We start from the raw sequence: 13,932 nt of genomic DNA on the forward strand, positions 1-13,932 counted from the left end.
TCGCGCAATGTAATGAAATGACGACCCGAAGTCGCAATCGGTGCTGGAACGGGGGCCGGGCGCAGTCAGGAAAATTTCAGGGAGGCCCTGCCAACGTGCCGTTCCATGACAACGGACACGACTGACACGTATGCGCCGGGCACGCGCTCCCGGGCGCGGCAGATGCTGAACAAGGTCCCGGAGGTGACCCTCTACTTCTGGGTGATCAAGGTGCTGTGCACCACCGTGGGTGAGACCGCGGCCGACCTGCTCAACGCAAATCTGGGCATGGGGCTGACCAACACCTCGTACCTGATGGGCGCGCTGCTGGTCGTCACCCTGTTCTTCCAGTTCCGGGCGCGTGCGTACGTGCCGGGCCTGTACTGGCTGACCGTGGTCCTGATCAGCGTCGTCGGCACGCTGATCAGCGACAACCTGACCGACAACCTCGGGGTTCCGCTCCAGACCACGACCGTGGTGTTCGCGGTGGCGCTCGCCGTCACGTTCATCGCCTGGTACGCGAGCGAGCGGACGCTGTCCATCCACTCGATCCGGACGACGCGCCGTGAGGCGTTCTACTGGCTGGCGATCCTGTTCACGTTCGCGCTGGGCACGTCCGCGGGCGACCTCACGGCGGAGAAGCTGAACCTGGGGTACTGGCTCTCCGCGGTCCTGTTCGCCGCGCTGATCGCGGCCGTGGCGCTCGCGCACCGCACGCTGGACTTCAACGCGGTGTGGTCGTTCTGGATCGCGTACGTCCTGACCAGGCCGCTCGGTGCCTCGCTGGGCGACTACCTGTCGCAGCCCACGGCGGACGGCGGGCTGGGGCTGGGCACGGTCGGTACCAGCATTCTGTTCCTCGTCGTCATCCTCGGCCTGGTCGTCTTCCTGACCCGGACCCGGCGCGATGTGGCGCAAGAGACCGGTGCCGTCGGAGTCAGCCCGCGGGAAGGGTGACGACGAATCGTGCGCCGGGGGCCGCGGCGTCCAGCGCGATGTCGCCGCCCGCGGCCCTGGCCAGTCGGCGGGCCAGGGCCAGACCGAGCCCCGCGCCGTCGTGTCCGTCCTCGGGGCGGGCGCGGCGGCCGGGTTCGAAGAGCGAGGCGACGAAGTCCTCGGGTACTCCGGGGCCGTCGTCGCACACGTACACCGTGACCTCGCCCGCGCTCGCCGCGCAGGTGAGGGTGATCGAGTGGGCGGCGTAGCGGCGGGCGTTGTCCAGGAGCGGCGTCAGGATGCGCTCGGCGACGTCCTGCGAGACGCCGATGGTCATGTCGGGCGCCGGTGTGCCGGGTGGTGATGTGCTGGACGGTGGTGTGCTGGGCGGTGGTGTGCTGTCCGCCGCGACGGTCACCGGCGGGGCCGCGGGAAACAGGGTCGCGTTGCGTTCTGCCAGGCGGTGCGCGATGTCGGCGAAGCGGGAGCGGCCGGGGGTCTGCGCGTTGCGGGTACGGACCTCCGAGAGCAGTGAGTCGCAGATCTGCTGCATGGTCGCGGCGGCGCCCGCGATGGCCTCCAGGGAGGTCTCCCGCTCCTGCTCGGAGCGCGGGCGTCCGGCCAGCCACTCGGTTTCGGCGGCGATGCGGGCGAGCGGAGTGCGCAGTTCGTGGGAGAGCTCGGCGGCCTGCTGCTGCTCGTGGCGCAGGACGGCGGCCAGCCGGTCCAGCAGGGCGTCCAGGCTGGTCGCGAAGGCGGCGAGTTCGGCGGGCCGGTCCTCGGCACCGAACCGTTCGGGGGCGCCCGCGGCGCTCCACCGGTTGGCCTGTTCGCTCATCGACGTCACGGGGCGCAGGGCCCGTCGTACGACGAGGCGGGTCAGCAGATAGATGGTGGCGAGCAGGAGCACGGCCAGTGCGATCGAACCGACCAGGGCGGTGTTCGCCGTACTGCGGTACGGGTCGAGACTCACGGAACTGACGACGGTGCCGGCCTGCGTGGGCGGGTGTCCCGGCCGGGCGGGGGTGTCGATGGGAAACGCGTACAGCCGCCACGCCCCGGGGCCCTCGGTGTCGGCGAACGTCTCGCGCCCTCCCGCGAGCCGGGCCGCCCGGGTCTCCAGGCCGGCGGGTGCGGTGGGAGGCTTCTCGACCACCGCGGCGCCCCGGAAGATCCACACCCCTACGTCCAGGGCCCGGTCCTCGGCCGGCTCCCGCACGACGAGCCGGCCGTCCGGGCGCACGTCCACCGTCGCCGCCACGGCCTCGGCGCGGGTGCGCAGGACGTCGTCGGCCTGTCCGTGGAGCCGGTTGTCGAGGGCGATGTTGAAGACGATGGTCAGGACGCCGACCCACAGCGCACTGGCGGCGAGGGCCATCAGGGCGAGTCGGCCGCGAAGAGTGCGGGGGGTGAAGTAGCGGTTCATCAGCCGAAGCGGTAGCCGATGCCGCGAACGGTGCCGATGGTCTGCGGGCTGTCCGCTTCGCGGAGCTTGCGGCGCAGCCGGGTCAGGTACTGGTCCAGGGTGTTGTCGCTGACCTGCGCCCCCTCCGGCCAGCCCGCCCGCAGCAGGGCCCGGCGGCGCACCACGCTGCCGGGGCCGGACATCAGGCACGCCAGCAGACGGAATTCGGTCGGCGTCAGGGCCACGGGCCGCCCGTGGACCGTCAGCTCGTGCTTCATCGGGTTCAGCCGCATCGCGCCCGCACTGTCGGCGAGGGCGCTCTCGTGGTGCCCGGTGCGGTTCAGGACCGCGCGGACGCGGGCCGCGAGCTCGCTGAGGTGGAACGGCTTCACCAGGTAGTCGTCGCCGCCCGAGGCGAAACCGGAGAGCCGGTCGGTGAGATTGCCGTGGGCGGTCAGGAAGATCACCGGGACGGTGACCCCGGCCCCGCGCATCGCCTGGCACACGTCGCGCCCGTCGGAGTCGGGCAGCCCCACGTCGAGCACGACCGCGTGCACCGACTCGTCGACGGTCTTCAGGGCGGTGGCGCCGTCGACGGCGGTCACGACGTCGAAGTCCTCGTCGCGCAGGCCACGGGCCAGGACATCGCGCAGGCCGTGGTCGTCCTCGACGACGAGAATCCGTGCAGCGGTCACCCGGCCAGTATTACCCGGTCCGCACGCGCGTTCAGGTTCTGTTCAGGTGGCGTGCGACACCATTGGGGCGTGGCCGGGGCGGAGCAGTATGAGCGGACGGACCGGCGCCGCCCGGTCGCGGTAGCGTGACGGGGTGGCGCGCATCGTGGTCATCGAGGACGACCCGGCGATCGGCAGCCGGCTGGTCGCCACCCTGCGGGTGCTGGGCCACGACGGCCAGTGGTGCCCCGACGGGGCGAGCGCCCTCGCCGTCACGGAGCGGCGGCCCGCCGCCGATCTCTTCCTCGTCGATCTGGGGCTGCCGGACATCGACGGTTTCGAACTCTGCCGCAGGCTCCGGGAGCGGGCGCCGGACGCGGTGCTGGTCGTGCTGACCGCCCGTACGGCGGAAATGGATGTCATCCAGGCGCTGGAATGCGGCGCCGACGACTACCTGACCAAGCCGTTCCGGCTCGCCGAACTCCAGGCACGGGTCACCGCCCATCTGCGGCGCGCGGCGCCCCGCGCGTCCGGCAGCGCACCTCATCTCAGGGTCGGGGCGCTGGTGATCGACCGGTCGGCGCGGCGCTGCACCACCCCGACCCGCGAGGTGGAACTCAGGCCCCGCGAATTCGACCTGCTGGTGCGGCTCGCGGTCCGCCCGGGGCAGGCGGTGAGCCGGGAGGACCTGATGAGCGACGTGTGGGACGAGAATTGGTTCGGCCCCACCAAGACCCTCGACGTTCACGTGGCCGCCCTTCGCCGCAAGCTCGGTGACCAGGTGCGCATCACGACGCTGCGGCAGTTCGGGTACCGGCTGGACGATCCCACCGGGCCGTGACCGCAGCCAGGTCATGAGAAGCCGTGACCGTGGTCCGGTCACGGGAGGACGTGACCGTGGTCCGGTCATGAGAAGCCGTGGCCGTGGTCCGGTCATGGGAGGACGTGACCGTGGTCCGGTCATGAGAAAGGGCGTGCCGTGCGGCGTCGCATTCTGAGAGCGACCGTTCTCGCCGTGGCGTGCGCGGTGCTGCTCTTCGCGCTGCCGCTCGGTTACGCGGCGCTGCGGCTGTACCAGCAGGACGAGGAGCGGGAGGCGCAGTCGCTGGGCCAACGGGTCGCGCTCAGCCTGCCCGAGCGGTTCACCGCCACGGGCGACCCGGTCGAGCTGCCGCCCGTCGAGTCCGGTACGGACATCGCGGTGTACGGGACCGGCTCCCACCGTGTCCTCGGGACGGGTCCGGGCGCGGCTGACGCCCCGGTACGGGAGGCGGAGGCGGGCCGGGTCGTCACCCGGCAGATCGGCGACAGCCTGGTCGTGGCCGTTCCCGTGGGGGGATCGGAGCAGGTGCGGGCGGTCGTGCGGGTCGCCTCCCCGGCCTCCGAGCCCTTGCGGCGGGCCGCGCTGACCTGGGCCGGAATGCTGGTGCTGGCGGCGGTCGCGGTGGGTGTGGGCGCCCTGCTGGCCGTACGGTCGAGCAGGCGGCTGGGCCGCCCGCTGGAGGAGCTGGCCGGGGTCGCCCGGGAGATGGAAAGCGGCGATCTGACGGCCAGGGCGGAGCCGTCCGGGCTTCCGGAGCCGGACGCGGTCGGCCATGCGCTGGCGCGGGCCGCTGCCCGGATCGATGAACTCCTGCGCCGGGAGCGGGCGTTCAGCGCGGACGCCTCGCACCAGCTGCGTACGGCACTGACCGGCGTACGACTGGAACTGGAGATGTCCCTCGCGGCCGGTCCGGACGTTGATGTTCCGGACGCCGATGTGGTGGAGGGCGGTGCGGGTGCCGGGTCGCGTGCGGCCGTCCGCTCGGCCCTGGCGCAGCTCGAACGCATGGAAGCCACCCTGGACGATCTGCTCGCCCTCGCCAGGGACGTACCCGAACGGGCGCCGCTCGACCTCGCGGCTCTGCTCGCCCGCGCCCGGGAGGACTGGCACGGGCCGCTCGCCGCACAGGGGCGGCGCCTGGAGATCAGGGTCGACGACGCCCTGCCGCAGGCGCTCGGCTCGCGGCGGGCCGCCCGGCAGATCCTCGACGTACTGCTCTCCAACGCGGCGACGCACGGCCGGGGCACGGTGACCGTGCACGCGAAGGAGACGGCCGGGGTCGTCGCCGTCGACGTCGAGGACGAGGGGGACGGAATCCCGGAAGCGGGGACGGACGGTGTTTTCGAGCGGCGGGGCGGTGAGGAAGGCCGCTCGGGCGGTGAGGGAGGCCGCTCGGGCGGTGAGGGAGGCCGCTCGGGCGGTGAGGCCGCGCGGGCGGGCGGGCCGGCCGCCGGAAGCCATGGGATCGGACTCGCGCTGGCCCGGTCACTGGCCGAGGCCGAGGGCGGGAGGCTGTTCGTCTCCCGGCCCCGGCCCCGGCCCCGGTTCACCTGGCTCCTGGCGGCGGCACCGGTGGAGGAGCAAGAAACCTCACAGCTCCCGTAGTTCGGTCAGCGGAGGTCTGCGCGCGTGCCGCGCCGCCGCCCAGGCAGCCGCCGCCAGAGTCGCCGCGATGACACCGGCCAGCGCGACGAGATACGCCCACGGCACCGCGACCTGGTCCGGGGGCGGGTCGAAGACCCCGGAGAGCACCTTCACCAGCATCTGCGACAGGGCCCATCCCACCACCGCACCGGCCGCGCCGCCCGCCACCGCGACCAGCGCCGCCTCGCTCCACACGAACCCGGACAGTTGCCTGCCCCTGGCCCCCAGCACCGAGGCCAGTGCCAGCGTGCGACGCCGTTCGGCCAGGCCCAGGGCCAGGACGAGACCGCCCGCCGCCGCACCGATCACCAGGGCGAAGCCCAGCTCGACCCGGGTGAGTCCGGCGAGATCGACCGCGGTCAGGCTGGAGCCGACGACGGCCTGCGACGACGGCAGATCCGTGACGTGGGCGCTCGGGCCCAACGCCTCCTTCGCCAGGTCCGCCACCTGACGCTGGCCGGTGCCCCCGGTGTCGGCGAGCAGCGTCCCGGCGGCGCCGCTGCCCGTCGTACGCGCGATGTACGAGGCGTTGGCGATCAGGAAGCTGTCCTTCGGGGCGGTCGGGAACTCCTTGACGACACCCTCGAAATGGAAGGGGATCGTACGCAGCCGGCCGGTCCGCGCGTCGGTCAGGCGCAGGCGCACCTGGTCGCCGGGGTGCAACTGGAAGTCGTGCGCCGTCTCCGCGCTGACCAGCAGTCCGTCCGGGCGCTGGGCCAGCCGGTCCATCAGGGACCGTGCGGTGCCGCCGGAGAAATAGGCGTCCTGGAGCCGCCCCGCCGACACGATGCTCGCGGGCCGGACCCCGTACAGATCCTGCAAGTCGGCGCCCACATAGGCGAACCGGTGCTGGAGCGGTTCCACGTGCCGTACCCCCGGCACTGCCGCCAGCTTCGCGGTGTCCGCCGCGGAAAGGGCCGGCTGGGTGACCGTGACATCGGCGCCGTTCGTCAACACCGCGTCCACCGCGGCTTGCTGGCGGTACGTGGAGTTGAAGACGCCGGTCGACACGGCGAACGCGCAGGCCAGTGCCAGCAGCACCACCGAGCGGACCACGGTGCCGCGCTGCCGGGACAGGCCGGCCGCGACCGTGCCGGACAGGACGCCGGCCGCCGGGCGGAACAGCCGGGCGAGGACCGGCCTGCCGCGGCGCAGCAGCAGATCCACCAGCAGCCGGACCACCACCGCGCCGCCCGCCCACAGCAGCGCGGGACCGGCGAACGCCCAGTAGTCCACCGACAGGGTCGGGGTGCCTTCGGGCGCCAGGACCAGGGCGTAGTTGGTGCCGCTCGTGGCGCGGAAGACGGCCAGCGAACCGGCGAGCAGGCCGAGTCCCAGCACCCACCACGCGGTACGCGCCACCGTGCGCCGCTGAACCGCCGTGCGCCCCGAGACGATCGTGGCCCGGCGGGCGTCGTAGTGGGCGGGCACCAGCACGGTCGCCGCCGCGACGAGGGCACCGACGACACACGCGATCAGCATCCAGGACAGCGGAATGCCCGTGCCGTGGAAGGCCCAGCGGTCCACCAGCGCGGCCAGCCCCAGACCACCGGCCGCACCGAGCACCGCTACCACGGCCGCCTCCACACCGGCCAGGCCCATCAGCCGGCCGACGGTCGCACCGCGCGTCCGCAGCAGCGCCTGCTCCTTGCGGCGACGGCCCGCACCGGACTGGGCGACCGCCCAGGTCAGGGCCGCGGCCAGCACGGCCCCGGGCACGCCGAGGAAGAGGAAGAGCAGCTGTGCGTACAGGGCGTCGGACCGGGCGGCGTCCAGGACCGAACCGAGATTGTCGCCGACCAGGCCGGTACCGGCGAGCCGCACCTCGGCGTGGTGGGCGTTGCCGGTGGCCGTGGCGTACGCGGCGGCCGGGTCGGACGGCAGGGAGTGGGTGCGCAGGGCGTGGATCTGCGACTGCACCAGATCGGGGCGGGCCGAGGCGAGCGGACCGAAGACCGAGTCCCAGGTCTGCCGGGGCATCAGGACGACATTGTCCGGCGGCGCGGAGGGCTGCGACTGAGGCGGGGCGCCCACCTTCTGGAACAACGAGTCCGCGAACGGCAGATCGACCACACCGGCCACCTTCACCGGCACGGGCGGCAGCCCGCCCGCCCGCTCGACGGTGATCGTGTCGCCGGGCGCCGCGTGCAGATTGGCGGCGGTCTGCTGGGCGAGGAGCACGCCCTGCTCCCGGCCGGCCAGCAGCCGGATCTCGCCGGGGAACGTGGCGGCGTAACCGGGAGGCAGGCCGAGGACCGACCCCGCGCCGGTGTTCTGTGTCGTTCCGCCGGTGTGCGCGCCCAGACCACCGGTCCGGGCGTACCCGACCGGCAGGGCCGCCCTGGTGCCGGGCAGGCCCCGTACGGTGGACAGCACGTGCTGTGCGTCCGCGCCGGTGGCCACCTCCACCTGCCAGTCCACGGACACCGAACGCACCGACTGGGACGTCATGGTGGCGCGGGTCGTGGACAGGAAACCGCCGAGCGCCGCGAGCAGCGCGACGGCGACCATGACACCGAGCGCTGTCCCGGTCAGGCGTCCGCCGCGCACCCGCAGCAGGCCCGAGAGCCATATTCCGATCATCGCAACTCACGTTCCCGGTCGGGGGTTTCTGGCTGTACGAGACGGCCGTCGGCCATGTACCAGCGCTCGTCGAGGGCGCCCGCCACCCGGGCGTCATGGGTGGTGATCAGGACGGCCGCGCCGAGCGAGTCGGCGGCTGACAGCAGCACCTCCAGCACGTGCCGGGCGGTCTCGCGGTCGAGTTGGCCGGTCGGCTCGTCGGCCAGGATCAGCCGCGGCCGGCGGGCCAGCATCCGGGCGACCGCGACGCGTTGCGCCTGCCCCGCGGACATCTCGTCCGGGAGTTTGGCGGCCAGCGCGCCGAGTTCCAGTTCGGCCAGGGCGGCGGACGCCCGGTCGGCGGCCTCGTCCGCCGTGAGGCCGTCGATGAGCAGGGGCAGGGCGACGTTCTCCAGGGCGGTGAGCGGCGGCAGCAGGCTGGGCCCCTGGAAGACGACCCCGATGTCCCGGGCCTGCAGGATGTCCGCGGTGCCTGCGGGGTCCACGGTCAGCCCGGGGTGGCCGACCGTACCGGCCGTGGGCCGGTCGAGGGCCGCCATCAGATGCAGCAGGGTCGACTTGCCGGAGCCGGAGGGGCCGACCACGGCGATCCGCGCACCGGCGGGGACGACGCAGTTCGCGCCGTGCACGGCGACGACGGCGTTCGGCCCCGAGCCGTAGGTGCGGGCCGCGTCCACGCAGACGACGAGCGGCTTCGCGGACGTGGGACCGGCGCCGGTCATCGCACCCACCTCCCGTCACGCAGTCGGAGCACCCGGTCGGCGACGGCGGCCACCGCGCGCGAGTGGGTGACCAGCACCATCGCCGTGCCCGCACGCGCGCGTTCGCGCAGCAGCGCGAGGACGCGGCGCTCCGTCTCCCCGTCGACCTCGCCGGTCAGCTCGTCGGCCAGCAGGACGGCCGGGTTGTTGGCCAGTGCGACGGCCAGCCCGGCGCGGGCGGCTTCACCGCCCGACAGCTGCCGGGGCAGTGCGCCCGCACGGGAGGCGATGCCGACGTCCCTGAGCAGCTCGTGCACTTCGGGGCGGTCCGTGTCGCCCGAAATTCCCTGCACCAGCCGGATGTTGTCGCGGACGGTGAGGTGTTCCAGCAGGTTGCCGGACTGGAACAACACGCCGATGTAGCGGGCACGGAGCCGGCTGCGCAGGTGTTCTTGCTGGTGGGAGAGGCGTTCACCGGCGACGTGCACGGTGCCGCCGTCGGGTTCGTCGAGCCCGGCCAGACAGCTCAGCAACGTGGTCTTCCCGGAACCGGAAGGGCCCGTCACCGCGACGATCTCGCCGTGCTCGACCTGGAGCCCCACGCCCTGGAGCGCGAACGTCTCCTCCTCGCCCGCGCGGAAGAACCGGTACAGGGAATCGGCGGTGAGCCGGGGCGCGGTCATCACGCCCACCGGAAGGAGTCCGTCACGATCTGCCAGGGATCGACGTTGTCGGCTCCCACGGCACCGGACAGGGTCAGCACGACCTGGGTGCCGTGCTGCCAGAACGCGTACCGCTCGACATCCTGGCGCACGCTCTTCCCGGTCACCTGGTCGGGCGCCGAGTCGGCCCGGTAGGTGGCCAGCACGGCGGTGCCGCCCGAGCGCTTCACGGTGGCGATCTTCCCCACCGTGACGTTCTTCGCGCTGCGTTGGACGGCCGGCAGATCGACCGAGCGGACCGACTCGACCGTGGGGGCCCGGTCCGCCGGACTCCGGTCGATCCGGACGCTGTTGAACTTGTCGCTGAACACCGTGGCCCCGCCCACCTGCTGCCGGGCCCATCCCTCGGGCACCTTCACCGTGTAGCCGCCGCCGGACGGCGACCACGCGACGTACACCTGGTCGTCGGGGATGTCACCGGCCGGATTCACCTCCTTCGGAGGCGCGGCCACGGTGGAGGACGACGAGTGCGAGGAACCGGACGAACCGGAGGAGGAAGGAGAGGGGGAACAGGCCGCGGCCCCGGTGACGACCACCAGGCCGGTCACCACCGCTGACAAGGTACGACGCATGGGGAACACCTCTGCGCGAGCGAAGGAGCCGACCGGGATGCCGTCTCCACCGCGACGCTAGAAACCCACCGGCCAGCGCCGTGGTCGCGGAGGGTTAGCGGTGGGTTAACGCCGACGGGCGCACAGCGGAGGGTCGCTGTGTACGTCACGCGATCGTGGGACTCCGGTGGGAGCGGTGAACAGTCGCCGAACCGTCGATCTACCCTCCGTTGACAGGCCACAAGAGAAGGGACCGCGATGACTGCTGCGATGGTCGAGAACGGCCAGGCCCCTGAGGGCCGCCCGTGGGACTACTTGCTGCAGACATGGCGTGAACTGGACGTGCCCGAGGGGTGGCGCGCTGAGATCGACGAAGGGCGGATCGTCCTGACACCTCCGCGGCACGCGCACCACCACGCCATCGTCGGCCGGGTGCAGCACAGGCTTTACGAAGTTCTGCCCGAAGAGTGGGGGATCTACCAGGTCCTCGCCGTCCACGTGGCCGCGATCGACAAGCTCTACATGCCGCATCTAGTGGTCATGCCGTCCGAGGTGATCGCCGCAGCCGACCCGGAGACCAACGACCCGGTGGACGCGTCGGAAGCGCTGCTCATCGTCGAGATCACGTCGAAGGGAAATGCCAGGGACGACCGGACGAAGAAGTACCGCGCCTATGCGCGCGCGGGCGTACCCATGTACCTGTTGATCGACCGGTTCGACACGCGTGGCGCGATGGCCACCCTGTTCACCGAGCCGAACGAGGACGGGACGTACAAGCACTCCGACCCGGTGCCGTTCGGGAAGCCGCTCACGCTGCCGCAGCCGTTCGGGACGACGCTGCTCACGGAGGAGTTCCCGGTCTGAGAAGGCATGGAAGTGGGCGGCACCCGGCCTTCGGGGTGCCGCCCACTTCCATACCATGCGCCGGGGTCAGACCCCCGCTGGTTCCTTCGCCGGGCGCCGGGGCCGGCCGGCGGTGCGGCCAAGGACCGCGGCGGCGGTGGCGCGGTGCTTGTCTTCTGTTGCCATGGTGCGTGGTGCCCTGCTGTGCGGGGGTACCGGGTGGAGCCGGAGGGTCAGGTGTGTCGGGGGGCGGTGGCGAGGGCGGCGCGGAGATGGCCGTCGGCCGCGGTCAGCAGGGTGGCGGCGGTGGGGCCGTCGACCTGGCCGAGGATGGTGAGGATGGCGTTCTTCACCTCGCCGTCGGTCGCGGCGAGAGCGGCCTCGATCTCCTCGTCGGACGCCCCGGTGGCGAGCGAGACGATCCGGCGGGAGCGGGCGTGCAGCTTCTCGTTGGAGGCGCGGACGTCGACCATCAGGTTCCCGTACGTCTTGCCGAGCCGGATCATCGTGATCGTCGAGAGCATGTTGAGGACGAGCTTCTGGGCCGTACCCGCCTTGAGCCGGGTGGAGCCGGTGAGCAGCTCCGGGCCGACGACGACCTCGATGCCGTGCTCGGCCGCGGCGCCCAGGGCGGAGTTCGCGTTGCAGGACAGCCCGATCGTCAGCGCGCCCTTGGCACGGGCGTGTTCGACGGCCCCGATCGCGTAAGGCGTACGGCCGGAGGCGGAGATGCCGACCACGGTGTCGTCCACGGTGAGGTCCAGCGCGTCGAGGTCGGCGGCGGCCAGCTCCTTGCTGTCCTCGGCGCCTTCGACGGCCTTGACCATCGCGGACGGGCCGCCCGCGATCAGGCCGACGACCTCGGCGGGATCGGTGTTGAAGGTGGGCGGGCACTCGCTGGCGTCCAGCACGCCGAGCCGGCCCGCGGTGCCCGCGCCCGCGTAGATCAGCCGGCCGCCGCGGGCCATGCGCTCCGCGGTGCCGTCGATCGCGGCGGCGATCTCGGGCAGCCGGGCGCCGACCGCGGCCGGGACGGACCGGTCCTCGCCGTTCATGATCCGGGCTATCTCAAGGGTGTCCAGGCGGTCGATCTCGGCGAGCTCGGGCCGGAAAGCCTCGGTGGTGAGCGTTTCGAGCTGGGCGCGCAGTTCCCCGTATCCGTCGGGGGTGGTGGTGTCGGCGTCGGGGGTGGAGGTCATGGAGAGCGGCTCTGCTTTCTCGGTCGCGTACACGTACGGCTCTGCGGGTGCGGGGGTTGTGGCTTTCGGTGTTCGGGGCGGGATCAGCGGGGGCGTGGGGTGTGGCGGTGGGCCAGCGCCTCGTAGGAGGCGGCGAGCGCCGGGGCGGCCGTTTCGTACGTGCGCTGCGCCACGCCTATGAACAGGCAGTCCACGACGAGCAGTTGGCTCGTACGGCTCGACATGGCGGCGGGCCGCAGCTCGCTCTCCCGGGCGGTGGACGTGGTCAGCACGTGGTCGGCGTACTGCGTCACGGGACCGTCGGGGCGGCCGGTGATCGCGATCGTCGTCGCACCGCGGTCGAAGGCGACCCGCAGCGGCTCGATGACGTCGACGGTGGAGCCGGAGTGCGTGATCGCGATGGCGACATCGCCGGAGCGGAGCTGCACGGCGTTGGTCACCGCAAGGTGCGGGTCCGTGTGGGAGTGCGCGATCAGGCCGATCCGGGCCAGCTTCTGCGCCAGGTCCTGGCCGACGAGGGAGGAGGCGCCCACGCCGTAGATGTCGATGCGGCGGGCGGTGGCGGCGGCGGTCACCGCTGCACCGAGCTGGACGGTGTCGAGCCCGGCGGCCGTGTCGGCGAGGGTCTGCTGCTCGTCGTAGGCCAGCTTGGCGACCACATCGGCGATCGGGTCGTCGACCGCTATGTCCGCGGTGACGGACGGAGCCCGGCCCGACTGCTGGTGCGCGGCGAGCCCGGCGAGGGCGAGGCGCAGATCGCGGTAGCCGGGATAGCCGAGGAGGCGGGCCGTGCGGACCACGGTCGCCTCGCTCGTGCCGGTGAGCTCGGCGAGACCGGTGACCGTGAGGGCGGCGCAGCCCGCGGGGTCACCGGCGACGGCCTCGGCGACGCGCTGCATGGAGCGGGTCATGGACGGCGCGAGCGTACGCACCTTGGCCGCGAGAGCCGCCGGGGCGGGCGGGGAATCAGCGCTGAAACTTTCCTTCAGGTCATTGGTCACATTTGAAAGATATTTTCAACCCTGTTGTCCGTCAACCCCCTTTTGGTCCCTACCTCTGACAGCTTGGTCCCTACCTCTGACAGCGCGGAAAGGGCGGGGGCGGGCGCGAGAGGCGGGTTCGTGGGCGGGTGACAATGGGCCCATGGAGATGAATCCCCTGGAACAGGCGTTGCACACGGCCCGCGCGCTGGTCATGGCCGATCTCGCCGCCGGTGACGTCGCCGAGGCCGGGATCGTCTCGCTGGTCGAGGACGCGGTGACCCACCGGCGCTGGTGGGTCGAACAGTGGCCCGACGGTGTCTCGTTCGTCGTCGGTCTCGTCGCGCAGGACGTGCAGGACGCGTTGCTCGAACGGTACGGGCGCTGGCCGCTCTGCCCGGTCTGCGACGCGGGCGACCCGCACGCCCTGGACGTCGAACCGGAACTGGGCCCGGACCCGCACTGGGTCTGCACCAAGGCCGCCGTGGCCGTCGCGCCGGTCGGTGCGCTGAGCGGGATACTGCGGCGGTGACGGTCTACATCGACCCGCCGGACTGGCCGGGGCACGGGCGGTTCTGGTCGCATCTGGTCAGTGATGTGTCCTTCGACGAGCTGCACGCCTTCGCGGCTTCCGTCGGCTGCCCGCCCCGCGCGTTCGAGCGGGACCACTACGACGTACCGGAATCGCGGTACGAGGACGCGGTACGGGCCGGGGCGCGGCAGATCGGCTCGAAGGAACTCGTCCGACGGATCACGGAGGCGGGGCTGCGGCGGCCCAAGGGGCGTCCGGCCCCCGGGAGGTGACGGCCGGGGCCGGGCGGTCACGGACGGGGCCGCGCGGTGTCAGCCGGCGGAGGTGCCCGTGTTCGCGCATGCCTCCGTCAGAGGAGTC

At 72.5% G+C, this 13,932-nt stretch carries 14 protein-coding genes; 6 read left to right on the forward strand and 8 right to left on the reverse strand.

Features of this window, described 5'->3' with window-relative positions:
• The first annotated feature begins 105 nt into the window (after positions 1-105).
• On the forward strand, positions 106-936 hold the full coding sequence (locus OG306_RS21375) for a COG4705 family protein (RefSeq protein ID WP_266747680.1): 831 nt from the start codon (positions 106-108) through the stop codon (positions 934-936).
• Here the strand turns inward: OG306_RS21375 and OG306_RS21380 are convergent.
• The gene (locus tag OG306_RS21380; RefSeq protein WP_266905897.1) at positions 917-2,341 is read right to left on the reverse strand and encodes an ATP-binding protein; all 1,425 of its coding nucleotides are present in this window, start codon (positions 2,339-2,341) and stop codon (positions 917-919) included. The two genes, OG306_RS21375 and OG306_RS21380, sit on opposite strands and share 20 nt — an antisense overlap.
• Positions 2,341-3,015, reverse strand: a complete 675-nt coding sequence (locus OG306_RS21385; protein WP_266747682.1) for a response regulator transcription factor — start codon at positions 3,013-3,015, stop codon at positions 2,341-2,343. The genes OG306_RS21380 and OG306_RS21385 overlap by 1 nt, the downstream gene beginning before the upstream one ends.
• A 133-nt stretch (positions 3,016-3,148) precedes the next feature.
• Between OG306_RS21385 and OG306_RS21390 the strand changes: the two genes are divergently transcribed.
• Positions 3,149-3,835, forward strand: coding sequence for a response regulator transcription factor (locus OG306_RS21390; protein WP_266747683.1), 687 nt, complete (start codon positions 3,149-3,151; stop codon positions 3,833-3,835).
• Positions 3,836-3,973: 138 nt separating this feature from the next.
• The gene (locus OG306_RS21395; RefSeq protein ID WP_266905895.1) at positions 3,974-5,422 is read left to right on the forward strand and encodes a HAMP domain-containing sensor histidine kinase; all 1,449 of its coding nucleotides are present in this window, start codon (positions 3,974-3,976) and stop codon (positions 5,420-5,422) included.
• Here OG306_RS21395 and OG306_RS21400 read toward each other — a convergent pair.
• From OG306_RS21400 to OG306_RS21415, 4 genes are read right to left on the reverse strand one after another with little or no spacing between them, the layout of a single operon-like run.
• Complete coding sequence (locus OG306_RS21400; RefSeq protein ID WP_266905893.1) at positions 5,408-8,044, reverse strand: FtsX-like permease family protein; 2,637 nt, start codon at positions 8,042-8,044, stop codon at positions 5,408-5,410. The genes OG306_RS21395 and OG306_RS21400 overlap by 15 nt on opposite strands.
• Entirely contained in the window at positions 8,041-8,766 is a 726-nt protein-coding gene (locus tag OG306_RS21405; RefSeq protein WP_266747686.1) for an ABC transporter ATP-binding protein, read from the reverse strand. Before OG306_RS21405 ends, OG306_RS21400 begins: the two co-directional genes overlap by 4 nt.
• Positions 8,763-9,428, reverse strand: a complete 666-nt coding sequence (locus OG306_RS21410; protein WP_266747687.1) for an ABC transporter ATP-binding protein — start codon at positions 9,426-9,428, stop codon at positions 8,763-8,765. Before OG306_RS21410 ends, OG306_RS21405 begins: the two co-directional genes overlap by 4 nt.
• Positions 9,428-10,039, reverse strand: a complete 612-nt coding sequence (locus tag OG306_RS21415; RefSeq protein ID WP_266747688.1) for a hypothetical protein — start codon at positions 10,037-10,039, stop codon at positions 9,428-9,430. The genes OG306_RS21410 and OG306_RS21415 overlap by 1 nt, the downstream gene beginning before the upstream one ends.
• 237 nt (positions 10,040-10,276) lie before the next feature.
• Between OG306_RS21415 and OG306_RS21420 the strand changes: the two genes are divergently transcribed.
• Complete coding sequence (locus OG306_RS21420; protein WP_266747689.1) at positions 10,277-10,882, forward strand: Uma2 family endonuclease; 606 nt, start codon at positions 10,277-10,279, stop codon at positions 10,880-10,882.
• A 212-nt stretch (positions 10,883-11,094) separates the two neighbouring features.
• Here the strand turns inward: OG306_RS21420 and murQ are convergent, their stop codons facing one another.
• Both murQ and OG306_RS21430 read right to left on the reverse strand, forming a co-directional pair.
• Complete coding sequence (murQ, locus tag OG306_RS21425; RefSeq protein ID WP_266747690.1) at positions 11,095-12,060, reverse strand: N-acetylmuramic acid 6-phosphate etherase; 966 nt, start codon at positions 12,058-12,060, stop codon at positions 11,095-11,097.
• An 83-nt stretch (positions 12,061-12,143) separates the two neighbouring features.
• Positions 12,144-13,061, reverse strand: a complete 918-nt coding sequence (locus tag OG306_RS21430; RefSeq protein WP_266747691.1) for a MurR/RpiR family transcriptional regulator — start codon at positions 13,059-13,061, stop codon at positions 12,144-12,146.
• A 142-nt stretch (positions 13,062-13,203) separates the two neighbouring features.
• On the opposite strand from OG306_RS21430, the gene OG306_RS21435 reads away from it, so the two are divergent.
• Positions 13,204-13,572 carry a hypothetical protein gene (locus OG306_RS21435; RefSeq protein ID WP_266905889.1) on the forward strand — a complete coding sequence of 123 codons (369 nt, stop codon included), beginning with the start codon at positions 13,204-13,206 and terminating at the stop codon, positions 13,570-13,572.
• On the forward strand, positions 13,569-13,844 hold the full coding sequence (locus OG306_RS21440; RefSeq protein WP_266747693.1) for a DUF4031 domain-containing protein: 276 nt from the start codon (positions 13,569-13,571) through the stop codon (positions 13,842-13,844). The genes OG306_RS21435 and OG306_RS21440 overlap by 4 nt, the downstream gene beginning before the upstream one ends.
• The last annotated feature ends 88 nt before the right edge of the window (positions 13,845-13,932 follow it).

The sequence above is a fragment of the Streptomyces sp. NBC_01241 genome (genome assembly GCF_041435435.1).
GTDB lineage: Bacteria > Actinomycetota > Actinomycetes > Streptomycetales > Streptomycetaceae > Streptomyces.

What these genes read in the sequence shown, in the direction of transcription:
- OG306_RS21420 (WP_266747689.1), top strand. Translation starts at nt 10,277, where the DNA reads ATGACTGCTGCGATGGTCGAGAACGGCCAGGCCCCTGAGGGCCGCCCG.
- OG306_RS21415 (WP_266747688.1), bottom strand. Translation starts at nt 10,039, where the DNA reads ATGCGTCGTACCTTGTCAGCGGTGGTGACCGGCCTGGTGGTCGTCACC.
- OG306_RS21400 (WP_266905893.1), bottom strand. Translation starts at nt 8,044, where the DNA reads ATGATCGGAATATGGCTCTCGGGCCTGCTGCGGGTGCGCGGCGGACGC.
- OG306_RS21375 (WP_266747680.1), top strand. Translation starts at nt 106, where the DNA reads ATGACAACGGACACGACTGACACGTATGCGCCGGGCACGCGCTCCCGG.
- murQ (WP_266747690.1), bottom strand. Translation starts at nt 12,060, where the DNA reads ATGACCTCCACCCCCGACGCCGACACCACCACCCCCGACGGATACGGG.
- OG306_RS21380 (WP_266905897.1), bottom strand. Translation starts at nt 2,341, where the DNA reads ATGAACCGCTACTTCACCCCCCGCACTCTTCGCGGCCGACTCGCCCTG.
- OG306_RS21435 (WP_266905889.1), top strand. Translation starts at nt 13,204, where the DNA reads ATGGAGATGAATCCCCTGGAACAGGCGTTGCACACGGCCCGCGCGCTG.
- OG306_RS21405 (WP_266747686.1), bottom strand. Translation starts at nt 8,766, where the DNA reads ATGACCGGCGCCGGTCCCACGTCCGCGAAGCCGCTCGTCGTCTGCGTG.
- OG306_RS21410 (WP_266747687.1), bottom strand. Translation starts at nt 9,428, where the DNA reads ATGACCGCGCCCCGGCTCACCGCCGATTCCCTGTACCGGTTCTTCCGC.